Raw genomic sequence first — 22,560 nt, 5'->3', positions numbered from 1 at the left:
ATGTTGAATGGTTCTCCGTTTATTTCACTATCGGTAAATAATGTTCTTCAACAAAATCTGTTGTTGTGTTACCTGAGATAAAGTGTTCATGATGAATAACTTCTTTTAACATCGGTATATTTGTCTTAATCCCTTCAATTTTATAGTTTTGTAGTGCATCATTTAACCTTGATATTGCCTCATTTCTGTTATTTCCTGTGGCAATTAATTTACTTATCATAGGGTCATAAAATGGAGTTATCTTGGAGCCTTGTTCAATCGATGATTCAACTCTAATATATTTTGCGGCAGGCTCCTCATATACAGTTATTTCCCCTGGTGATGGAAAAAAGGTAACAGGATCTTCTGCATAAATACGTACTTCAATTGAATGGCCTTGGATCTCTAAATCATTTTGATCCAACCTCAATTTTTCTCCATTAGCGATATCAATTTGCATTTTTACAATATCCAGTCCCGTAATTTCTTCAGTGATTGCATGTTCAACCTGTATTCTTGTATTCATTTCCAAGAAATAAAACTGTTCATTTTCATCTACAAGAAATTCGATCGTACCTGCGTTTGTATAACCAATTTCTTTCACTGCTTTAATTGCGGCTTCACCCATTTTTTTTTCTGGTTTCTTTTGATATAAAGGAAGAAGGGGCCTCTTCAACTACCTTTTGATTTCGCCGTTGTATCGAACATTCTCTTTCAAATAGATGAATTGCATTACCGTGGGTATCGGCTAAAACCTGAACCTCAATGTGACGGGAATTTACTAGAAGTTTTTCCATGAACATGGAACCATCACCGAAAAATTGTTCCGCTCTTTGGGAGTTGCTCTCAAATGCTTTTAAAAGCTCCTGAGCAGTGTGAACGATTTGCATACCAATTCCACCGCCACCTGCAGAGGCCTTTACCATAATTGGATAACCTATATGTTCCGCTTCCTTTATTGCCGCTTCCGCATCGGATACTTCTCCTTTTGTGCCTGGGATAACTGGTACTCCAGCTTTCTCCATTAATTTTCTTGCAGAAATTTTATCCCCCATTTGTTCGATTACGTTAGAACTTGGTCCGATAAATGTGATTCCCGCTTGTTCGCATTTGTCTGCAAAGCTGCCATTTTCACTTAAAAAACCATATCCTGGATGTACTGCATCAACTTTGGTTTGTTTTGCTATCTCTAGAACTTTGTCCGTATTTAAGTAACTTTCGCTAACCCTTGGAGGTCCAATTAGATAGCTTTCATCTGCCATTTTTACAAAAAGTGACCTGGCATCAGCTTCTGAATAGATGGCAACGGTTTTAATATCGTTTTCTTTACATGTTCGTATGATACGTGCTGCTATTTCCCCACGATTAGCAACAAGTAGCTTGTTGATCATTTTATTCCCCTCAATTCTATCTGGAATGTTTATACTTTTATATTCTCTAAAGCTATTTCCTTTAATTTGTATTTTTGAATTTTTCCGCTAGCTGTCATCGGATATTCATCTAAAAACATAATGTATTTCGGTATTTTATGTCTGGAAATTTGCCCTTCGCAAAACGCTTGGATAGCTTCTTCTGTTGCTTGCTCATTTTCCTTTAAAATGATACATGCCATTACTTCTTCGCCGTATTTTTCATCTGGAACACCCACAACTTGAACATCCACGATCTTCGGATTTTTATATAAAAATTCCTCAATTTCCCGAGGATAGATGTTTTCTCCACCGCGAATAATGACATCTTTACTTCTGCCGGTGATCGTATAGTATCCATTTTCATCCACTGTTGCAATATCACCCGTATAAAGCCATCCATCTTCGTCAATTGTTTCGTTTGTCGCTTCTTCGTTTTTATAATAACCTTTCATTACGTGATAACCTCTGGTAATAAGCTCCCCTGGCTCATGTGGACCGACTTCTTTTAATGTTTCAGGATTAATAATCTTTGCCTCTATATTAGGATGAATTTTCCCGACTGTACTTACTTTCAATTCAATTGGATCGTCAACGGTTGTTTGCATAATAACTGGAGAGCATTCCGTTAATCCATAACAAATTGTAATTTCAGTCGCACCCATTTTATTCATGACATCACGCATGACTTCGATCGGACAAGTCGATCCCGCCATGATTCCTGTACGTAAATGAGATAAATCGAATTCATGAAATCTTGGGTGGTTTAATTCTGCAATAAACATTGTCGGTACACCATGCAATGCAGTACATTTCTCTTTGGAAACCGCTTCTAACACTTCTTCCGCATCAAATTGTTCAATAATGACCATTGTAGAACCTTTAGCAACTGCGGTTAAAATCCCTAAAACACAGCCAAATGTATGGAAAAATGGTACTGGAATGCATATTCGGTCTTTTTCAGTGAGTTTCATTCGATTGCCGATTTGATGGGCATTGTTAATAATATTGTAATGACTGAGCATAACCCCTTTAGGAAAACCAGTGGTCCCGGATGTATACTGCATATTGATAACTTCATCATAATGTAATGCGTTTTTGATAGTATCTAGTTGTTTATCATCGATTTCATGACTTCGCTGAATGACTTCATTCCAATTGAAAGCGTATTCATAATGTTTATCATTTAAAACAATAATATTTTTAAGGTAGGGCAGTTTTTCACTGTGTACATCTCCTTTTTCAGCTTGCTTAATTGTTGGACAAACTTTATTTAATATATTTACATAGTTTGAACTTTTATACCTTTCTGCCATAATTAAAGTCATTGAGTCAGATTGCTTTAATAAGTACTCTAGCTCATCTGCTTGATAGTTTGTATTAACAGTCACGAGCACAGCGCCTATTTTCGCAGTTGCAAATTGCGAGATAAGCCATTCAAACTTGTTATCAGACCAAATAGCTACATGATCTCCTTTCTTAATTCCTAGGGATAAAAACCCTTTTGCCATTTGATTAACGATGGTATTAAACTCTGAATAAGTTTTACGTACGTTTGACTCTGGGTAGACCACTGCTTCATGATTAGGGTATAACTCTACTTGCCTTTCTAACAACTCACCAATTGTTAAGTTAATAATAGAAATCTCCCTCCATTTTGTTATTTAACAACCTAATTGTCTTGCGATAACAATTCTTTGTATCTCTGATGTACCCTCACCAATGACAAGTAATTTAGCGTCCCGCAAAAATCTTTCTACTTCATACTCTCTCATATATCCATATCCACCATGGATCTGAATAGCCTGATCTGCATTGCGTACTGCAGTTTCAGAAGCGAATAATTTTGCGTAAGCAGCTTCTTTAGAAAAAGATTTATGATTATCTTTTAGCCATGCAGCTTTTAAAACGATATTCCTTGATAATTCAGCTTCCATAGCCATATTAGCTAGTTTAAATTGAATCGCTTGAAAGGAAGAAAGAGGTTTGCCGAATTGTTTTCTTTCTTTTGCATAGGCTAATGCTCGATTCAACGAAGCTTGAGCAATACCGACGCTAAGTGCACCGATGGAAATTCGTCCGCCATCTAGGGTGGATAGAAACTGCTTAAATCCTTTTTGGGGATCACCTATCAAATTTGATTTGGGAACCCGCACATTTTCTAAAATAATTTCTGCAGTATCTGAGCCTCTTACTCCCATTTTTTCATAGTTACTATTTATGGTGACACCTTTAGTATCTGTCGGAACGATAATTGCTGATATGATATTTTTGCCTTGCTCATCTTTGCCGGTAACTGCTGTAATAATTAACGTTTTAGCGAAACTGGCATTTGTAATGAAACACTTTTCTCCATTGATTACAAATTCATCGCCATCTATCATTGCGGTTGTTTTTGTTCCGCCAGCATCTGAGCCTGCATTTGGTTCTGTTAAACCGAAGGACCCTAATGCTTCTCCTTTGGCTAAAGGGGTTAAATACTTTTGTTTTTGTTCTTCTGTACCAAACAGGTAAATAGGCGTTGCTCCTAATGATATTGCTGCAGCATAGCTTAGTCCTGTACTGCCACAAACTTTACCAATCTCTTCAACTGCTAATGCATAAGAAATAGTATCTCCACCTGATCCGCCATATTCCTCTGGAAAAGGAATCCCCATGAGACCAAGCTTTCCCATTTCTTTAAAAATATCAATTGGAAACTTTGCCTCTCTATCAATATCAATGGCCCTAGGTTTAATAACATCATTTGCAAAGTCTCGCACCATATTACGAGTCATTCGCTGCTCTTCTGTTAATTCGAAATTCATGAATAGCCCTCCTTGTAATGAATGAGTTATTGTCGGCTGAAAAGCTAGCAAGATAAAAGTCTAGAAAGTTAATGAAATAGTTTTTGAAGGGTTTTATAAAATAAGGGCTCTTATTTATACATCAAAATAGCCATTTTACTTCCCTTTCCTTCATTTTTGTACGAAAGCATAGCCTTCTTTTTCTTACTTAAGTGAGCTTCGGAAGACTGGATATTCCCGCATCACCCTGTGAGCAAGGAATTGACGGAATATCCAGTGTCATCCAAAGATTGTTGTTTGTTTCATGTCATGTGGAAATTAGTTTTTCTATGAAGTATCTTTCCTAATATATTATGCTGAACTTCCTATTATTCTAGATTGACCCAAATCGATTTTACCTGCGTATAAAGGTCTAACGCATAGGAGCCCATTTCGCGGCCATATCCGGATTGTTTATATCCTCCAAAAGGTACTGCTGCATCAAGTGCGTTGTAATCATTAACCCAAACTGTTCCTGCTTCAATTCGATGGGCAACGCGATGCGCTTTACGAACATCAGTAGTCCAAACACCAGCAGCTAATCCGTATTCACTTGCATTGGCTTTTCGGATAATTTCAGTCAAATCATCCTCATCATCAAAAGGCATTGCAGTAAGTACTGGGCCGAATATCTCATCTTGAACGATGGACATATCATGGTTCGTATCTGAAAAAATAGTAGGTGGTACATAGTATCCGGAACGATCAAGTGACTGTCCGCCAATAATAGACTTTGCTCCTGCTTCATGTCCTTCCGTTAGATAGCGATTGACACGCTGAAACTGTTCTTGGGAGACGAGTGGGCCGATATCGGTCGTTTCATCTAGCCCCATTCCTACCTGCATTTGTGAAGCTGCAGCTTTCATTTCCGAGAGAACTTTATCATAAACTTTTTTATGAACATAGAGACGTGATCCAGCGGAACATGCTTGCCCCATATTGAAGAAAATTCCGAGCATAGCTCCTGGAATAGCCTTTTCTAAATCGGCATCTGAAAAAATAATATTTGGTGATTTTCCTCCTAGTTCAAGGGATAAACGTTTCAAATTTCCTGTTGCTTGCTGTTGTATTCTTTTCCCAACTTCAGTAGATCCTGTAAACGCTACCTTACGAATACGAGGATGCTGAACGATTGCTTCCCCAGCAGTTTCGCCATAACCACTTAAAATATTGACTACACCTGGAGGAAATCCTGCTTCATTAATTAAGTCAGCTAAATATAAAGCTGTTAATGGTGTTTGTTCAGCTGTTTTAAAGACGATTACATTCCCTGTTGCTAAAGCTGCTCCCATTTTCCAAGCTAGCATTAATAGCGGGAAGTTCCATGGGATAATTTGCCCAACGACACCTATTGGTTCCCGTCTTGTATACGTTAACATTTCTTTACCAGAGGAATTGGATATCACTTCGCCAGAAACTTTAGTAGCCCAACCTGCATAGTATCGAAAATGATCGATGGATAAAGGTAGGTCAGCGGTACGTGCATGGTTAATTGGCTTTCCATTGTCAAGAGACTCTAATTGAGCTAAAGGCTCTAAATGTTCTTCAATTAAATCGGCTAGCTTCCATATCAATTGCCCGCGTTCACTGGCAGTTAATTTACTCCAATCACCATAAAACGCTTTTTCCGCCGCATGAACAGCCCGATCTACATCTTCTTTATCTGCCTCGTATACCGACTTTAGTTCCTCGCCAGTAGAAGGGTTAATGGATTTAAATGTTTTACCGGAAGCGGATGCTACAAACTCACCGCCGATATAAAGCATTTTTGGCCCACCTTCTAAAAACTGAGCTACGCGCCTGTCGAGACTGATTACTTGATTAGCCATACATATCTACCTCCATATTTTTGCATTATATAATGCAATTTATATGCCAATAAAAAAGTGCCCTTTATCCCATGTTTTAAATAATTATTTGTTCAAATTGGAAACAAGGCGTTCTAAATTGGCACAATTGAGTAATAAAAATATTCGTGTTAAAATTATAACAAATGTAAATATACTGAATATTATGCGAGGTGGTGTAGATGTCGAACTTCATGAATGAAAATCTCAAAGGCTCGTGGAAAAGAAGTGAACAGTATGGCGCTTGCATTCTAAAAGCAAAAGAGGCCATTTTGGAAGACAAAGAATTACGCCAGCATAAAGAAAAAGGGGAAAAATTATTAAGAACGGTTCATCCTACGATAGAGCAATTAGCACATTCTTTAAAATCTTCAAACTCTGTTGTTGTTATTTCGAACCCTTCAGGTATATTACTACATAGCATGGGAGATCCAGCATTTTTAAAAGATACGGAGAAAATCTATTTAAAAGATGGTGCTTGCTGGTCAGAACAAGTGCGAGGTACAAATTCAGCTGGAACAGTTGCAATGGAACAAAAGCCTCTTGCAGTTATCGGAAAGGATCATTATCTAAAGTCACATCATATGCTTTATTGTGTAGGCTCACCTATTTTTGACCCATATGGAAATTTACAGGCGGTATTGAATGTAAGTGGACACGCGGATTTATATCATCCAATGACGTTTGGCATGGTAGATGTGATTGCTCGAAAAATAGAAAACTGGTTACTGGTACGTACGCAAGAAGAAAAGATGATTATTTCTTTGTATCCAGAAGAGAAAGGTATATTTGAAGCATTAATAGCGATAAATAAACACGGTCAGATTATCGGTGTCAATCGGGAGGCACGTACTTTGCTATCATTAGAAAAGCAAGGCGGAAAAGAAATGAACATTAATGACATTTTTAAACGGCCTGAAAGAATATTTGATGAATCTGTAAACGGGGATGGGAAAATGATTCAAATTGAATCAAAAAATCATAAAAAATTATTAGCATCTGTTGTTAATTCAAGTCCCAAATTATTTTCAATGAATCAATCGAATAAAGTCGAGAAGCGGTATGCTCAACCTAAAATAAATAAGCGTTTTACATTCTCTAATATACATGGTGAGGATGAGCATTTTGTACATGCTTTATCATTAGCTAAAAGAGTGGCAGAAACAGATTATACGGTCGTGGTCACAGGGGAAAGTGGTACTGGAAAGGAAATGGTAAGTCAAGCAATACATGAAGCTAGTTCCAGGTCAGCCCAACCTTTTGTAGCGTTAAATTGTGGGGCGATTACAAAAAGTTTAGCAGGCAGTGAACTTTTTGGTTATGAAGGTGGGGCTTTTACAGGAGCAAAACAGAAGGGGCAAGCAGGAGTTTTTGAACAAGCAAACGGCGGTACTTTGTTTTTAGACGAAATAGCCGAGCTGCCGATGGACATTCAAATCACATTACTGCGCGTATTACAAGATTTTCAAATCAAGCGAATCGGAAGCACAAAATCGATAGCAGTCGATGTACGTTTAATAACAGCAACGAATAAAGATTTATGGAAAAAGGTAGAAGAGGGGAGTTTTCGTGCTGATCTATTTTTTAGGCTACAAGGTATCCACATTCAACTGCCGCCTTTTCGGAAACGTTCCGATCGTTTGCAGTTCGCAAAAATGAAGTTAATGGAGGTGGCGAGAGAACTTGGCCGCCCGCAATTATCCTTTTCAAAGGATGCAGAGAACTTTATTGAAACGTATGATTGGCCGGGAAACATCCGCCAAGTAAGTCATGCATTAAGGCAAGCCGCTTTTGCTTCACCTACTAGTAGGATAGAAGTAAACGCGTTTCCACCATATATGAAAAATTGTAATAAGACGATAAGTCAGACAGGTTCATTGCTGCAAGATAGGGAAAACGAAACGATTATCCAAACGATTACGAAAACCAAGGGGAATATGTCAGAAGCAGCACGTATTTTGGGGATTGGAAGAAACACGTTATATAGAAAAATAGAAAGCATGAGAAAAAATAATATTCAAATTGACTATAAATGACTGTTCTCTGGTAATTAAAATGACCTGCAATAAAGTAAAGAACCATTTCATAAAAAAGACCGTATAAAAGGCATTGCCGTATTTATACAGTCTTTTTTTATTGGATTTTTTTAGGGGAAGATAATATTATCCTTCCACTACCTTTTCCTTTGTTTGCATATCTTCTGCAACTTTATCCAAGTGGTCCAATGCATAATCTAATGCATCAATCATTTTATCTACATCTTCTTTAGATGTATTTAGCGAGCATCCAATCCGTAATGTATTTGGAACGAAACCGCCAATTAAGACTCCCTTTTCCATAGCTTTCGCATTGACAATATTAATCGGATAGCTGCTGGGGTCTACTTCATGACTCGTATTTCTATCCAATGGAATAAATGGACGATTTTGTTCATCCTTGACAAGTTCGACAATCCATAAAACCCCTGACCCTGCTACAAGGCCAACTGTTGGATGTTTTTCTTTTAATTCATTTAATCGCTTGCCTATATACTGGCCTGTTTCATCGGCCTTTTCAATAAGGTTCTCTTCGATCATATACTCGATATTTGCACAAACTGCTGCCATTGCAATCGGATGTCCTGAGTAGGTCGATACTGTTTCCCAGCGATATTGATCCATAAATTCAGCAATTTCTTTATTAACAATAACGGCTCCGGCAGGAATAGTAGAACTTGAAATGCCTTTTGCCATTGTCATAATATCCGGTTCAACACCATACTCTTGATAGTTAAACCAGTTGCCCGTTCGACCAAATCCTGTTAAAACTTCATCAACGATCCATAAAATATCTAAATCCTTTGTCATTTTTCTTATTTGTGGGATGTATTCTTTCGGTGGTTTTACAGATCCTGCACCTTGAGTAACCTCTGTTACAATGCCGGCAACTTGTTCAGGTCCTTTATTTTCAATCATTCTTCGTGTATACGTAACACAGGCAAGTTCACCTGTTTCCTTGTCATGACAACTACCGTAAGTGTGCCCTAAAGAACAGCGCATACAGTTTGGTGAAGGAGCTACTGCAATGGTTCCGTCATTTCTTCCTGGGATATGACGTGGCGTAGTATCTTCCTCTGTCTCCGTTATTCCGCTTCGAACTCCTTTTATTCTTGTTAACGTAGATGCCCCGCCAGTCCAACCATGGAAGCCATACTCTCTTGTGATGACATTTGGCCGGTTTTTATATAAGCGTGCCAAAAATAGAGCTGTTTCGTTTGCTTCACTTCCAGTTGATACAAATCGGATTTTTCCTGGCCAATCTTCTTCACCTAAAATATCTTCCATAATCAGTTTTGCTGCTTTTGCTTTATAATCTGTTGTAAATGTATCCCATACATATCCATAACGGTCGAGTGCTTTCTTAATCGCATCATTGATTTTCTTATTTCTTTGCCCTGTGTTTACACAATATAATTGGTTAAAGAAATCTAAAAGGCGTGTTCCATCAGGCATAACAAGGTAATCACCTTCTGTTGACTCAATTGGCACTGTTTGATATTCATCCTGTGTAGAGAAAGTTCTTAGTATATACTTATTATCCCATTCCTCTACTAAACTCCAATCTGTTTTAGACATGCAATTCTCCTCCTTATACGTTTCTGTATTCCAAAGCACATCTTTCCCAATCACCCGTCACTGTAAGCCCTCTTAACCTAATGGAACTCAGAAATCTCATCAACCTCCCCTAAATGTTGTTATACTATCAAATGCAATTTATATGCCAACGCTTACAACATGCATTTCCGTATTTTAACAATATATAGTGGTACATATTGGATCAATGTCGTTTTACAAATGAACACTAACGAGGGAAAAAAGTTGTTTTTAAAGAATGGTATAGCAGATGAAATAGTTTATTAATCAAGAAAACTCTTGCAATTTATATAACAACATTATATAATATCGTATAAATAACGTTATACTTTGATTGAAATATGGGGAGGTAAAATAATGAGTTTATTCGCTTTTGATTCGTTAACGGAAGAAGAAAAGTATGATAGATTTTTAGAAAGAATTAATGCAGGAGAAAAAATAGAAGCTGATGATTGGATGCCAGATGATTACCGCAAACAATTGCTTAAATTAATCCCAATGCATGGTATTAGTGAAATTATGGGTGCACTTCCAGAAAAAGAATGGGTTCCAAAAGCACCATCCCTAAGAAGAAAATTAGCCATCATGTCTAAAGTACAAGACGAAATGGGGCATGGACAATTATTGCTTCGAGTAGCGGAAGATCTCATGCGACCATTAGGAAAAAGACGTGAGGATATTATGGAAGATCTTCTTACAGGCCGTCTGAAGTTTCATAACGTGTTTCATATGGAAGCGCCAACATGGGGAGATGCAGGGGTAATTGCTTGGCTTGTTGATGGAGCTGCAATTATATCACAAACGATGATGCTGACTACATCCTATGCACCTTATGGAAGAGCTTTAAAACGAATTTGTGCAGAAGAAGTGTTCCATGCCCAACATGGCGAAGCGATTGTAATGGCACTTGCAGAAGGAACGGATGAACAAAGACAAATGCTTCAAGATGCTGTTAACAGATGGTGGGAATCTTTACTAATGTTCTTTGGTCCAGACACCAGTAAGCGTACAGGAAATTCCAATCAGGACAAGAACATCATGTATAAGTTACGGACGAAGTCAAACGAAGAATTGCGACAAGACTTTTTAACAAAATATATTCCGCGTATTCACTCAATCGGACTGACTGTTCCTGATGAAACACTGCACTATGATGAAGAAGAAGAAATGTGGGTTTATCAGCAGCCGGATTGGGATAAGTTCAAACAAATTGTGTCAAATAATGGACCTAGATCACAAGCTAGATTACGTTTACGTGAAATTTCACATGAGAATAACGAATGGGTTCGAGAAGCGCTTGGAAAGAAACAAACAATGCAAACAGCTAGTGTTTAAGGAGGCTTAAATAAAATGGAGAAGAAAGAACATATAGACGCATTTTACCAAGAGTTCGAAGTATTTAGCAGGAAAAATAGTTCTGCACCAATGCAGCATCAGTTTAGTTTGTTAGCACCTAACCATGAAATGGCTCTGGTTATGGCCAAGGAAAACTTTATGCGGCGTGAGCCAGTAGGAGATATTTGGGTAGTTAGACGCGATAACATTACAAAGGTTTCAGAGGAAGATAAGGAAATGTTGAAACGTATGGATAATAAAGACTATAGAGAAACAAAAGGCTATGGTTATTTAAAGAAGAAATGGCGTCAGTATGAACAACAAATGTTAGATGAAAAAGAAATTATGTCATGGGCTGGGGGTATCAAGCGTGGTTGAATATAATACAGCACAAGAAGTGGAGAAAGATGCAGCGTATAAAAAAGAATTAGTGGAATTGCTTTACCAACTTGCAGATGATGATTTTATTTTAGCTTTTCGAGGATCTGAATGGCTAGGTATTGCACCTCATATTGAGGAAGACGTAGCATTTTCTTCCATTAGTCAGGACAAAATGGGGCATGCAGTGATATACTATGAGATGTTAGAGGAATTGGGCGAAGGTAAGGCCGACGATCTTGCCCACTTACGTGAACCAAAAGAACGCAAAAATGCTATTATACTAGAAGAGGTTAATGGACCAGGAAATTACCTGGAAGAACCGGAATATGATTGGGCATTTGCTGTTGTTCGAAATTATTTTTACGATATTTCAAAAGCGATTCGTCTATCTTCATTGAAAAATTCTTCTTATAAACCGCTTGCACAAGTAGCTAAGAAAATGATTTTAGAGCAATATTATCATTTAACACATTGGAACATGTGGTTTACTCAGCTAATTAATGCAACAGATGAAGCGAAAAAACGGATGCGTCAAGCCATTGATAAAGTTTGGAAAGACTTTGATGGCGTTCTGACACTCGGACCAAGTGCAAAGGAAATGGCCCGTCTAGGATTAATTAAAGAAGAACAAGAATTGAAAGACAAATGGATGACTGAAATTAAAGAAGTTTTTGAAAAACTCGGTGTAGAATTGCCAACGAATGATGGTCCGGGAATGGAACGCGGAGATGGCAGAAACGGAGAGCATACGGAAGATTTAACAACAGCACTACAAACGCTGTCTGAAGTGTATAAAGTAGATCCGGCAGCTGGTTGGTAATCACTTATCAACAGTAAAAAAGAGGTGATCAGCATGATGAAGACAGATTTATCTAAGGAAGTTATGGAAGTGCTTTCAACTGTGAAGGACCCAGAAATTGATTCGGTCAGCATAATTGATCTTGGGATGGTGGAAAATGTTATCTGCGGAGATGACAAAGCCGTTAAAGTACAGCTTATACCAACGTTTCTTGGTTGCCCAGCCCTCGATATCATTGCACAGAACGTTCAAACAGCCTTAGAAGAATCCTTACAGTTGAAAGACGTGGAAGTGGAATTTTTAAAAGAACCACATTGGACATCAGAACGAATTACGGAGCTTGGACGTATTCGGTTAAAGGAATTCGGCATTGCTCCTCCACCAAGAAAATTAAGCATGATCGGGCCATGGGAAGTGAATTGTCCCTATTGTGACTCACCTTATACAACAATGGAAAACATATTTGGGCCAACTGCGTGCAGAAGTATTTTATACTGTAGCAGTTGCAAAAACCCATTTGAAGCAATGAAGCCTATTTCAAGTATTTAATAAACAAAGGGGATGACGTTTGATGATTAAAATGATTGCGCTTTATAAACAACCGGAAGATAAAGAAAAATTCGATGAACACTATTACAATGTTCATAGCCCAATCACGGCAAAAATTCCTGGTCTTAAAAAAATGGAAGTAACTAAAATCGTCGGTACACCAATGGGGAAAGAAAGTGAATACTATTTACTATGCGAAATGTATTATGAAAGTCATGAAGCTTTCAAAGAAGCGATGAAAACAGATGAAGCAAAGGCATCTGGAAAAGATGTAATGCAATTTGCAGGTGATTTGGTTACGATGATGATTGGCGAAGAAGTTAATGAATAAGTTTATTAGGACAGACATAAAAGACGAGGTCGGTGTTATCACGTTAGACCGGCCTGACGTCTTAAATGCTTTAAATCGAGAGATGGTTGATGAGATCGTAGCAGCAATGGAAAATTTTGATCAGAATGAGGAAGCAAAAGTAATTGTTATTAAGGGTAACGGAAAAGCGTTTGTTGCTGGAGCTGATATCGATGAAATGGCTGATGATGATTCCATTCGCATGGAATTGTTAAATCAATTTGCTGTCTGGGATCGAATCAGCCTGATTAAAAAGCCGGTTATTGCTGCTGTACATGGATTTGCGCTTGGTGGCGGTTTTGAATTAGCGCTTAGCTGTGATATTATTTTTGCTTCTGAAAAAGCACAGATGGGCTTTCCAGAGGTGAAGCTTGGTGTAATGCCAGGTGCAGGAGGTACACAACGATTAACGAAAGCGATGGGTAAAGCAAAAGCCTTAGAATGGCTATGGCTCGGTGATCCAATGGAAGCCAAAGAAGCGATGCATTATGGCGTAATTAATCGAATTATTCCAGAAGAGGCTTTAATGGAAGAGACAATGACTTTTGCTAAAAAGTTAACAAAACAAGCCCCGTTATCGCTTCGCCTCATTAAGGAATCAGTAAATAAGGCGGTTGATTCAACAATCTATGACGGTATGCAATTCGAAAGAAAAAACTTTTATTTACTGTTTTCATCTTTGGATCAAAAAGAAGGAATGCAAGCCTTTATAGAAAAACGCCTTCCTAATTTTGAAGGTAGGTAGGAGGAAACGAATGTTTGAAACGATCGAATATGAAGTGAAAAGTAGTACTGCTTGGATTACACTTAATCGTCCAGACAAATTGAATGCGTTTACCGAACAAATGAATAAAGAAATTACAAAAGCTATTAAAAACGTAAAACGTGATGATTCTGTTCGCTGCCTTGTTATTACAGGCAATGGTCGCGCCTTCTCTGCTGGTGAAGACTTGGGCGGAATTAAAGATGATATAGATTATGGCGATATTTTAAAAAAGCGATATCACCCAATGCTCAAAGAATTAGCAACACTGGAAAAACCCGTTATCGCTGCAGTAAACGGTACTGCTGCTGGAGCGGGGATGAGTTTGGCACTTGCTTGTGATTTTCGCATTCTTTCGGAGAAAGCTAGTTTTGTAGAAGCCTTTATCCATATAGGACTTTTCCCAGATTGCGGAAACCTTTATTATTTGCCGAAATTAATAGGTCACGCAAAAGCTCTCGAACTGGCTGTTATGGGTGATAAAATTTCAGCTCAAGAAGTGCAAAAATTAGGTTTAGCTACAAAAGTCGTTCATGAAGATGAGTTTATGGAGCAGGTAAGTACATTTGCTGAAAAACTTGTGGGCAAACCTACCAAGGCAATTGGACTTATGAAACGTTATTTGCAGGAAAGCTGGGAATTAGATTTAGATCAGTTTCTTGAAAAAGAAGCATATGCTCAGCAGATTGCCGGTAGTACAGAGGACCACAAAGAGGGTGTAGAAGCCTTTTTAAATAAGCGCAAACCTGTATTTAAAGGAAAATAGATAATATAACTTAATACATTAGTTATGGTTGGTATGTTAGGTATAACTTCAGTAAAAGGTTTAATCCAGCAGCCCGTGCGGATGAAAAAACAGGACAACTTCTTCTACATATATCAGAGCAGGGGAAGTTAACATTAGAATGAAAAGTTCGAATGTTTGGGTAAATGATTATGTTTAGCAGGGCGTCTCGCTTATTAAAAGCAGGTATCGCTGTCTCCGCCTTTTTCGGAAACTTCATTTGGGTGATGTTAGGAAGCAGGCCGCGGCATGGCTGTAAACAAAGTATAAAGGCTAGGACCTGTCCACGGAAGAAAAGCGTTCTATCAGGCAGCCGTCCGCTTCATCCATTTTGTATTTAGTAAGCGCGGGCACGCCTTTAAAAAGGCGTGCCCGTATTCTTAATGATGTAGTATAGGAGGAATCTTTTATGGAAAACGTTACAGTAGTTGGCGCAGGAGTAATGGGGAGAGGAATTGCTTATGTATGCGCTGCAGGTGGTTTCCAAGTTCAATTGGTAGATGTAAATGCATCACAATTAGAGCAAGCAGAAAATGAGATTAATAAACTATTTGACAAGAATAAAAAACTAACAGAAGAACAGATACAGAAAGCTAGAAAATCACTAAAATATGTTAGTGAAATGGAAAAAGGTATGGAAATGGCAGATCTTATCATTGAAGCGGTACCTGAAAAAATAGAAATAAAGCGATCTGTATTTGAAACTGCTGATCGTTATGCAAAGGAAGAAGCGGTACTAGCGACAAATACATCCACGATGAGTCCGACCGAAATCGGCTCATTTACTTCACGTCCTGAAAATGTTATTGCTATGCACTTTTTCAATCCTGTTCATAAGATGAAATTAATTGAGGTCATCCGTGGTTTGGAAACAAGTGATGAAACCGTAGCAACGATTGAAAATGTTGGGGAACAGATTGGAAAGGAAATTGTGGTTGTGAATGAATTTCCTGGATTTGTTACAAGTCGTATTAGTGCTTTAGTTGGTAATGAAGCATTTTATATGCTGCAAGAAGGTGTTGGGTCACCAGAGGAAATCGATAAAGCGATCAAACTCGGTTTGAATTATCCAATGGGTCCTTTTGAATTGGTAGATCTTGTCGGCTTGGATGCACGCTTGAACAATATGAAATATTTACATGCGAAGCTTGGAGAAAAATATCGTCCTGCTCCATTGCTTGAAAAATACGTGAAAGCTGGGCGACTTGGCAGGAAATCTGGAAAAGGTGTTTATGATTATTCTCAAGAGCCACAAACTTCGAAATAAAAAGTGCATAAAAATTTAGAATATAGAATAGTAAGGAAGGGGCAGGAAATATGAGAGAGGCAGTAATTATTGATGCGGTTCGTACACCAATAGGAAGATTTGGCGGAGCATTAAAGGATGTCAGACCGGATGACTTGGGTGCAATCGTCATTAAAGCTTTAGTTGAGCGAAATGCAAGTATTCAATCAGAGAAAATAGAAGAAGTTGTTCTTGGGAATGCAAACCAAGCTGGAGAAGATAACCGAAATGTTGCGCGGATGTCCTCCCTGCTTGCTGGTCTGCCAGTTGAAACTGCTGGGGTAACTGTTAATCGCCTTTGTGCATCCGGTCTTGATGCTGTGAATTATGCTACTCGGGCAGTTATGGCAGGTGAAGGAGATATCTTTATTGCTGGTGGAACAGAAAGTATGACTAGAGCTCCTTTTGTTATGGGGAAATCGGAAAAGCCATTTCAACGTAAGCAAGAGATTTATGACACAACAATTGGCTGGAGATTCACAAATGCCAAGCTAGATGAAATGTACGGCACGGACTCAATGCCAAGAACCGCTGAAAACGTAGCTGAAAGATACCAAATCTCCAGAGAAGCACAAGACGAATTTGCTTATAATAGTCAAATGAAAGCGAAGAAAGCAATGGAAACTGGACGTTTTAAAGAAGAGATAGTCCCAGTTGTCTATCATGATCGCAAAGGCAATGAATATATTGTTGACACAGATGAACATCCTCGTCCAGAAACATCCTTAGAAGTTTTGGGGAAATTAAGATCAATTTTCCCTAATGGAACCGTAACAGCCGGCAATGCGTCAGGTGTTAATGATGGTGCTTCCGCATTATTAATTATGAGTGCCGAGAAAGCAGAAGAACTTGGATTGGAACCATTAGCTAGATACATTTCATCTGGTGCAGCGGGATTAGAACCAGCTATCATGGGACTTGGGCCAATAGAGGCAACACGTAAAGCCTTAAAGCGCGCTTCTCTTTCTGTAAACGATCTTGGATTAGTTGAGCTCAATGAGGCATTTGCTTCACAATCACTTGAGTGTATAAAACAGCTGGAGCTTAATCCGGAAATTGTTAACGTAAATGGAGGCGCCATTTCATTTGGACACCCACTTGGTGCGAGTGGTGCACGTATTTTAACAACGTTGGTCCATGAAATGAAGAAGACGAATGTAGAATATGGTTTAGCAACGATGTGTGTAGGGGTTGGACAAGGTCTAGCTACTGTAGTAAGAAATGGAAATATAAAATAACAGTACACATTAGATATATTGTGTACGTATGTTTGAACGGCGTGGTCTAAAATGGCGACGCCTTGTTTAGGAAGAATAAATATTAGGAGATGAAAAAATGGGAAATATTATAGTAGAAGAGAAAAATCACATTGCATACGTAACAATAAACAGACCAAAAGCTTTAAATACTTTTGATTACCCAACACTTGTGGAATTAGGTGAAGTTGTCGACAACATTCATGTCAACAAAGATATACGCGGTGTTATTTTTACAGGCGCTGGTGAAAAGGCTTTTAGTGCTGGAGCCGATTTAAAAGAGCGAAAGACATTAGGCGAACAGGAAGTAAGAAGGAATGTTAAAAAAATACGGGAAGTATTTCATGCGGTATATCAATTGAATCAACCCACGATTGCAGCGGTAAATGGATATGCCTTTGGTGGCGGATTTGAATTAATGCTTGCTTGTGATTTTCGAATTGCAGATGCGAGTGCGGTAATGGGCTTGACAGAATTAAACTGGGCGATCATTCCAGGTGCAGGTGGAACGCAGCGTCTTCCTAGGCTTATTGGCGAATCAAAAGCAAAGGAGCTCATTTTAACCGCAAGAAAAGTAAATGCAAACGATGCCTATGCGTTTGGAATTTTAAATAAGGTTTCGGAACAAGGGAAATTAATGGAAGTTTGTGAGGGACTTCTAAATGATATTTTAGCCAATGGCCCATTAGCGATCCAACAAGCAAAATATGCAATTAATAATGGAATGAATGTAGATATACAAACTGGATTGCAAATCGAGGCGAAAGCTTATGAGATTACGATCCCAACAAAAGATAGAGTAGAGGCATTACAAGCATTTAATGAAAAGCGAGATCCAGTGTTTACAGGGGAGTAGAGTAGTTGCAAAATGCTGCTATAATTGATATTATGTCATTACTAAAAACATATCACTTTTTATCACTCGTTCTTTTTACGTCATAGTATATAATGTATAAAATACAAATACATCAGGTTGACTAAAAGTCTTGCTGATTATCAAGTAATTATTTAATAAAGGTGTTGTTTTGGATGGCTAATGGCGTTATCAATACAAGGTCAATGATTTTTACACTTTATGGTGACTACATTCGTCACTATGGAAATGAAATTTGGATTGGTAGCCTTATACGTTTATTTGAAGAATTTGGTCACAATGGTCAGTCTGTTAGGGCTGCTATCTCCCGAATGAGTAAACAAGGCTGGATTAAGGCACGTAAAGAAGGAAATAAAAGTTATTATTATTTGACTGAAATTGGGATATCTAGGATGGAAGAAGCCGCGAACCGTATATTTAAATTGCAGCCACCAACATGGGATGGGAAGTGGCGTATGCTTATGTATAGCATTCCTGAAGAAAAACGCAGTGTACGAGATGAACTAAGGAAAGAATTAGTTTGGAGCGGATTCGGTACGATGGCTAACAGTTGCTGGGTATCTCCAAATAATCTTGAGAAAGAATTAAAAACCATTATTGAAAAATATGATATAGAGCCATACGTTCACTTTTTTCTAGCTAGGTATGATGGCCCTAGAGAGAATAAAAACTTGATTGAAGAATGTTGGAATATTGATGAAATTAATGCCAAATACGAAGAATTTATAAGTACACACAGTGCCAACTATGTGATTGCAAAGGATAAAATAGACAACAAGGAAATGACACAAGCTGAATGCTTTGTAGAACGTGCAAAACTGGTACATGAATACAGAAAGTTTCTATTCATTGATCCAGGTCTGCCAGATGAGCTACTACCAGAAAAGTGGCTTGGAACAAAAGCATCAAATTTATTTCGGGAATATTATAAAATGCTGGCAGAACCAGCAAGTGAGTTTTTTGAATCGGTATTTAAAGAGGGTAACAGCCTGAAGAAAAAAGATAAGGAATACGACGCATTGGAACACGAATTAATTCCTGAGACGAAATCTTAAAATTAAAGCATAAAGCACCTATCCGTTTTTAAAATCATTCGGATAGGTGTTTTTTAGTTGCTTTTAGCTTAAAACAGCTTTATTTCGCTCATCAACGACTCGAACCGCTTTACCTTCTGATCGAGGTATGGATTTTGGAGCCTTGATATTCACATCAATACTTACTAAACATTCCTCTTTAATGAGTGTTTTAATTTGCTTTTTAAGTTTATCTACATTATTATGACCTAAATCTTGGGAACATTCTAAATAATAATCTTCTGTCAATTCAACATGCAATTCTACAGTATCCATTGTTCCGTTTCTTTTTAAGTAGACTTGATAGTGTGGGGCTAAGTCACTTACTTGAAGTAAGGAACGTTCCATTTCACTAGGGAAAACGTTTACACCTCGCACAATAATCATGTCATCCAAGCGGCCTTTGATACGTGACATTCTTACAGTAGTTCGTCCACATTTACACTTTTCTCTTGTAATACTAGCAAGGTCGCCAGTTCGATAACGAATTACTGGGAGAGCTTCTTTTGTTAAACTTGTAAAAACCAGTTCTCCTTCTTCTCCGTCTGGAAGTGGCTCTAATGTATCTGGGTCTATTACTTCTACAAAGAAGTGATCTTCTTGAATATGCAGACCATTCTGTTCTTCATGACACTCAATGGCTACCCCAGGACCTACTACCTCACTAAGTCCATAGATGTCTACTGCTTTGATATCAAACGTATCTTCTAAAGTCTTTCTCATTTCTTCAGACCATGGCTCAGAACCGAATATACCATATTTTAAACTTGTTTCACGAGGATCTTTACCTTGTTCTTCCATTACCTCTGCAATATGTAATGCATATGTCGGTGTAGAACAGATAACTCTTGGTTGAAAATCCTCAATTAACATAATTTGCCTATGTGTATTACCGCCAGAAACTGGAACGGTTGCTATACCTAACTTTTCTCCCCCGGTATGTAAGCCTAAGCCGCCAGTGAATAAGCCATAACCGTATGCATTATGCATAATATCGCCTTTTCCTCCGCCTGCAGCAGTAATAGACCTGGCTACAATTTCTCCCCAATTATCAATGTCGTTTCTTGTATAACCGACTACTGTAGGCTTTCCACTAGTTCCAGAAGATGCATGCAGGCGAATTATATCTTCCATCGGAGAAGCAAAAAGTCCATATGGGTAATTCGCCCGAAGGTCTTTTTTAATCGTAAAAGGTAGTTTGCGAACATCTTCTAAAGATTGAATATCTTTTGGAGTGATACCAAGCTCATCAAACTTATCCTTATAAAATGCTACATGGTTATATGCCCTTTCAACAGTCTTTTGTAATTCGTTTAGTTGCAATTCTTCCATTTGGCTACGTTCTAAAGTTTCTAACTTTTCATTGAATATCAATTCGAGTCCTCCTTGATGTTAATGTGCATAAAATGACATAAAATATATTGAATCTGGAACATATAATGGTAATGAAAATAAAATCGCATAACATAATAATTATGTTACGTATGTAAATCGTTATAACTATTAATATAGCGCTTTCATTTTAGAATGTCAATAGAATTTAGAATATTTTTATGAGCGTGATTAACAAAGCATTCGTAATTCTATTAAATTTATGTATCCTTACCCAATTAAAAAAGGAGTTTCTATTTAAAGAACTCCTTTTCAAAAAACGTTATGAAAGTTGTTGTAGTTGCGTCTTAAAATCTTTTGCCTTTTTTACATAGGTGTCAATTGTGAGTTGAATAAGATTTAGATCTTCATTTGTTAATTCACGGATAACTTTCCCTGGTGAACCTAATACCAATGTTCTTGGAGGAATTTCCTTACCGGAAGGAATAAGCGTATTTGCTCCAATTAATGCATTTTCTCCAATGATAGCCCCATCTAAAATGGTTGATCCCATTCCGATTAATGCGCCTTTTTTTAATGTGCAGCCATGTAAAATCACATTATGTCCAACAGACACCTCATCCTCCAGTATGAGTGGTGATTCCTCATATAGATGGCAAGCTGAGTTATCTTGGATATTACATTTTTTACCTATTTTTATTGGCGCTTCATCACCACGAATCACGGAATTAAACCATATACTTGACTGCTCCCCTATGGTAACATCACCCATGACATGTGCACCTGGGGCTATATAAGCAGAGTCATGAATGTGGGGTTTCTTATTTTGAAGAGAATAAATCATCTAGCAAAATCCTTTCTTATATAGTAATATGCATATAAATATAACATAACACTATTTTAACGTGAGGTGAAATAATGTGAGAGATTTATGCAAAAATTTAAATATCCGTTATCCCATTATTCAAGGTGGTATGGGAAATATAAGTAATGCTGTCCTGACTGCTGCAGTTTCAGAAGCTGGTGGGTTAGGGACAATTGGGGTTGGTACAATGGAACCTCAGGAAGTAGAAAAAATCATTAAGGAAACAAAGGAGAAAACAGAGAAACCTTTCGCTGTAAACATCCCAATTAATGTGACACCGTATTTAAATGAAGTTATAACGCTCGTTTTACAATATAAAGTACCAGTAATATCTTTGTCAGCTGGAAACCCAGCTCCTTTTATAAAAAGCTTTCATGATAATGGTATTAAAGTAATTACCGTTTGTGGAGCTGTTAGACAAGCAAAGAAGGCAGAGGCAGCTGGAGCAGATGTCGTTGTGGCTGAGGGATATGAAGCCGCAGGTATAAACTCGACACTTGAGTCAACCACATTGACACTTATCCCGCAAATTGTAGAACAAGTGAATATTCCAGTTGTTGCTGCTGGTGGTATAGGAAATGGCCGTGGCCTAGCTGCAATGTTTATACTTGGGGCAAGTGGAGTACAAATGGGGACACGTTTTATCGCAACAAAAGAATCACCATTTCATTCTAACTATAAAGAAAAAGTATTAGCTGCAAATGATCATGAAACGTTTGTTGTAGGAAGATCAGTTGGAAGAATTAGAAGGGTATTAGATACAGCTTATGCTAGAACACTAATCGACTCGGAGAAAAAAGGCATTGAATTAGAAGAATTTAATAAAATGACTACGGAAGAATATCACAAAATTGGTGCATTAGAAGGGAAGCTAGACCAAGGATTTATAAATAGTGGCCAGATAGCAGGACTCATCAAGGACACACCCACAGTCAAAGAATTATTGGATAACATGATGCTTGAAGCAAAAAATGCGATCCGTGAACGACAAAATAGCATTGGAGAAAAGCCTCTATAGAGGCCTTTCTCCTTTCTTATTTATAAAAATTTCTGAAAAAGTGTTGACAAATTATCGAAATACAATTAATCTAAATTATATAATAAATTTAATATATGCCGTTTTTTAAACGTTATACAACATAAACGGCCACTTCGGAATATTACTTGAAAATGAATGAAACCAATTTTAATGGTTTGTTAAGATAAATCGATGGAGGGATAGA

Annotated in this window: 19 protein-coding genes and 1 pseudogene; 13 read left to right on the top strand and 7 right to left on the bottom strand. The window is 37.8% G+C overall.

What is annotated here, in order from left to right:
- Positions 1 to 19: 19 nt before the first annotated feature.
- From GZ63_RS16280 to GZ63_RS0101520, 4 genes and pseudogenes are all read right to left on the bottom strand, one after another.
- Positions 20 to 1,370 (bottom strand): annotated as a pseudogene (locus GZ63_RS16280) (acetyl-CoA carboxylase biotin carboxylase subunit).
- A gap of 29 nt (positions 1,371 to 1,399) precedes the next feature.
- A complete protein-coding gene (locus GZ63_RS0101530) occupies positions 1,400 to 3,034 on the bottom strand; it encodes an AMP-binding protein (protein WP_029266180.1) in 1,635 nt (544 codons plus the stop codon).
- An 18-nt stretch (positions 3,035 to 3,052) separates the two neighbouring features.
- The gene (locus GZ63_RS0101525; RefSeq protein WP_029266178.1) at positions 3,053 to 4,195 is read right to left on the bottom strand and encodes an acyl-CoA dehydrogenase family protein; all 1,143 of its coding nucleotides are present in this window, start codon (positions 4,193 to 4,195) and stop codon (positions 3,053 to 3,055) included.
- Positions 4,196 to 4,542: 347 nt separating this feature from the next.
- On the bottom strand, positions 4,543 to 6,042 hold the full coding sequence (locus GZ63_RS0101520; protein ID WP_029266176.1) for an aldehyde dehydrogenase family protein: 1,500 nt from the start codon (positions 6,040 to 6,042) through the stop codon (positions 4,543 to 4,545).
- 200 nt (positions 6,043 to 6,242) lie between these two features.
- On the opposite strand from GZ63_RS0101520, the gene GZ63_RS0101515 reads away from it, so the two are divergent.
- A complete protein-coding gene (locus GZ63_RS0101515; protein ID WP_029266174.1) occupies positions 6,243 to 8,096 on the top strand; it encodes a sigma-54-dependent Fis family transcriptional regulator in 1,854 nt (617 codons plus the stop codon).
- A gap of 126 nt (positions 8,097 to 8,222) precedes the next feature.
- Here the strand turns inward: GZ63_RS0101515 and GZ63_RS0101510 are convergent, their stop codons facing one another.
- On the bottom strand, positions 8,223 to 9,674 hold the full coding sequence (locus GZ63_RS0101510) for a class-III pyridoxal-phosphate-dependent aminotransferase (RefSeq protein WP_051681351.1): 1,452 nt from the start codon (positions 9,672 to 9,674) through the stop codon (positions 8,223 to 8,225).
- A 375-nt stretch (positions 9,675 to 10,049) separates the two neighbouring features.
- On the opposite strand from GZ63_RS0101510, the gene paaA reads away from it, so the two are divergent.
- The 11 genes from paaA (at position 10,050) to paaX (ending at position 19,122) form a co-directional block, all read left to right on the top strand.
- Positions 10,050 to 11,027 (top strand): 1,2-phenylacetyl-CoA epoxidase subunit PaaA, encoded by a 978-nt coding sequence (paaA, locus tag GZ63_RS0101505; protein WP_029266171.1) that lies wholly within the window; start codon positions 10,050 to 10,052, stop codon positions 11,025 to 11,027.
- Positions 11,028 to 11,042: 15 nt separating this feature from the next.
- Positions 11,043 to 11,405, top strand: coding sequence for a 1,2-phenylacetyl-CoA epoxidase subunit PaaB (gene paaB, locus GZ63_RS0101500; protein WP_029266169.1), 363 nt, complete (start codon positions 11,043 to 11,045; stop codon positions 11,403 to 11,405).
- Positions 11,359 to 12,228: a 1,2-phenylacetyl-CoA epoxidase subunit PaaC gene (gene paaC, locus GZ63_RS0101495; RefSeq protein WP_051681350.1), complete on the top strand. Its 870-nt coding sequence runs from the start codon at positions 11,359 to 11,361 to the stop codon at positions 12,226 to 12,228. The genes paaB and paaC overlap by 47 nt, the downstream gene beginning before the upstream one ends.
- 36 nt (positions 12,229 to 12,264) lie before the next feature.
- Complete coding sequence (paaD, locus tag GZ63_RS0101490; RefSeq protein ID WP_029266165.1) at positions 12,265 to 12,756, top strand: 1,2-phenylacetyl-CoA epoxidase subunit PaaD; 492 nt, start codon at positions 12,265 to 12,267, stop codon at positions 12,754 to 12,756.
- A gap of 22 nt (positions 12,757 to 12,778) precedes the next feature.
- Positions 12,779 to 13,087, top strand: a complete 309-nt coding sequence (locus tag GZ63_RS0101485) for an EthD family reductase (protein ID WP_029266163.1) — start codon at positions 12,779 to 12,781, stop codon at positions 13,085 to 13,087.
- Complete coding sequence (locus GZ63_RS0101480) at positions 13,080 to 13,850, top strand: enoyl-CoA hydratase/isomerase family protein (RefSeq protein ID WP_029266160.1); 771 nt, start codon at positions 13,080 to 13,082, stop codon at positions 13,848 to 13,850. The genes GZ63_RS0101485 and GZ63_RS0101480 overlap by 8 nt, the downstream gene beginning before the upstream one ends.
- A 10-nt stretch (positions 13,851 to 13,860) precedes the next feature.
- On the top strand, positions 13,861 to 14,634 hold the full coding sequence (locus GZ63_RS0101475; RefSeq protein WP_029266158.1) for an enoyl-CoA hydratase-related protein: 774 nt from the start codon (positions 13,861 to 13,863) through the stop codon (positions 14,632 to 14,634).
- A 427-nt stretch (positions 14,635 to 15,061) separates the two neighbouring features.
- Positions 15,062 to 15,919, top strand: a complete 858-nt coding sequence (locus GZ63_RS0101470; protein ID WP_029266156.1) for a 3-hydroxyacyl-CoA dehydrogenase — start codon at positions 15,062 to 15,064, stop codon at positions 15,917 to 15,919.
- A 50-nt stretch (positions 15,920 to 15,969) separates the two neighbouring features.
- Positions 15,970 to 17,175 carry a thiolase family protein gene (locus tag GZ63_RS0101465; RefSeq protein WP_029266154.1) on the top strand — a complete coding sequence of 402 codons (1,206 nt, stop codon included), beginning with the start codon at positions 15,970 to 15,972 and terminating at the stop codon, positions 17,173 to 17,175.
- A 97-nt stretch (positions 17,176 to 17,272) separates the two neighbouring features.
- Entirely contained in the window at positions 17,273 to 18,049 is a 777-nt protein-coding gene (locus GZ63_RS0101460) for an enoyl-CoA hydratase-related protein (RefSeq protein ID WP_029266152.1), read from the top strand.
- 173 nt (positions 18,050 to 18,222) lie between these two features.
- Positions 18,223 to 19,122: a phenylacetic acid degradation operon negative regulatory protein PaaX gene (gene paaX, locus GZ63_RS0101455; RefSeq protein WP_029266150.1), complete on the top strand. Its 900-nt coding sequence runs from the start codon at positions 18,223 to 18,225 to the stop codon at positions 19,120 to 19,122.
- Between the two features lie 63 nt (positions 19,123 to 19,185).
- On the opposite strand, the gene GZ63_RS0101450 is transcribed toward paaX, so the two are convergent.
- Entirely contained in the window at positions 19,186 to 20,472 is a 1,287-nt protein-coding gene (locus GZ63_RS0101450; protein ID WP_084178895.1) for a phenylacetate--CoA ligase family protein, read from the bottom strand.
- 322 nt (positions 20,473 to 20,794) lie between these two features.
- The gene (locus GZ63_RS0101445; protein ID WP_029266146.1) at positions 20,795 to 21,316 is read right to left on the bottom strand and encodes a gamma carbonic anhydrase family protein; all 522 of its coding nucleotides are present in this window, start codon (positions 21,314 to 21,316) and stop codon (positions 20,795 to 20,797) included.
- A gap of 76 nt (positions 21,317 to 21,392) precedes the next feature.
- On the opposite strand from GZ63_RS0101445, the gene GZ63_RS0101440 reads away from it, so the two are divergent.
- Positions 21,393 to 22,355 (top strand): NAD(P)H-dependent flavin oxidoreductase, encoded by a 963-nt coding sequence (locus tag GZ63_RS0101440; RefSeq protein ID WP_029266144.1) that lies wholly within the window; start codon positions 21,393 to 21,395, stop codon positions 22,353 to 22,355.
- Positions 22,356 to 22,560 lie beyond the last annotated feature (205 nt).

This window comes from Virgibacillus alimentarius, assembly GCF_000709085.1.
GTDB classification, from domain to species: domain Bacteria; phylum Bacillota; class Bacilli; order Bacillales; family Amphibacillaceae; genus Virgibacillus_B; species Virgibacillus_B alimentarius.
The sequence above is the reverse complement of the archived record's forward strand: the minus strand, read 5'-3'. Positions and strand labels throughout refer to the sequence as shown.

What these genes read in the sequence shown, in the direction of transcription:
- GZ63_RS0101485 (WP_029266163.1), top strand. Translation starts at nt 12,779, where the DNA reads ATGATTAAAATGATTGCGCTTTATAAACAACCGGAAGATAAAGAAAAA.
- GZ63_RS0101510 (WP_051681351.1), bottom strand. Translation starts at nt 9,674, where the DNA reads ATGTCTAAAACAGATTGGAGTTTAGTAGAGGAATGGGATAATAAGTAT.
- GZ63_RS0101515 (WP_029266174.1), top strand. Translation starts at nt 6,243, where the DNA reads ATGTCGAACTTCATGAATGAAAATCTCAAAGGCTCGTGGAAAAGAAGT.
- paaX (WP_029266150.1), top strand. Translation starts at nt 18,223, where the DNA reads ATGGCTAATGGCGTTATCAATACAAGGTCAATGATTTTTACACTTTAT.
- GZ63_RS0101470 (WP_029266156.1), top strand. Translation starts at nt 15,062, where the DNA reads ATGGAAAACGTTACAGTAGTTGGCGCAGGAGTAATGGGGAGAGGAATT.
- GZ63_RS0101445 (WP_029266146.1), bottom strand. Translation starts at nt 21,316, where the DNA reads ATGATTTATTCTCTTCAAAATAAGAAACCCCACATTCATGACTCTGCT.
- GZ63_RS0101525 (WP_029266178.1), bottom strand. Translation starts at nt 4,195, where the DNA reads ATGAATTTCGAATTAACAGAAGAGCAGCGAATGACTCGTAATATGGTG.
- GZ63_RS0101450 (WP_084178895.1), bottom strand. Translation starts at nt 20,472, where the DNA reads ATGGAAGAATTGCAACTAAACGAATTACAAAAGACTGTTGAAAGGGCA.
- GZ63_RS0101475 (WP_029266158.1), top strand. Translation starts at nt 13,861, where the DNA reads ATGTTTGAAACGATCGAATATGAAGTGAAAAGTAGTACTGCTTGGATT.
- GZ63_RS0101465 (WP_029266154.1), top strand. Translation starts at nt 15,970, where the DNA reads ATGAGAGAGGCAGTAATTATTGATGCGGTTCGTACACCAATAGGAAGA.
- paaC (WP_051681350.1), top strand. Translation starts at nt 11,359, where the DNA reads ATGAAAAAGAAATTATGTCATGGGCTGGGGGTATCAAGCGTGGTTGAA.
- GZ63_RS0101460 (WP_029266152.1), top strand. Translation starts at nt 17,273, where the DNA reads ATGGGAAATATTATAGTAGAAGAGAAAAATCACATTGCATACGTAACA.
- paaA (WP_029266171.1), top strand. Translation starts at nt 10,050, where the DNA reads ATGAGTTTATTCGCTTTTGATTCGTTAACGGAAGAAGAAAAGTATGAT.
- GZ63_RS0101520 (WP_029266176.1), bottom strand. Translation starts at nt 6,042, where the DNA reads ATGGCTAATCAAGTAATCAGTCTCGACAGGCGCGTAGCTCAGTTTTTA.
- paaD (WP_029266165.1), top strand. Translation starts at nt 12,265, where the DNA reads ATGAAGACAGATTTATCTAAGGAAGTTATGGAAGTGCTTTCAACTGTG.
- GZ63_RS0101480 (WP_029266160.1), top strand. Translation starts at nt 13,080, where the DNA reads ATGAATAAGTTTATTAGGACAGACATAAAAGACGAGGTCGGTGTTATC.
- paaB (WP_029266169.1), top strand. Translation starts at nt 11,043, where the DNA reads ATGGAGAAGAAAGAACATATAGACGCATTTTACCAAGAGTTCGAAGTA.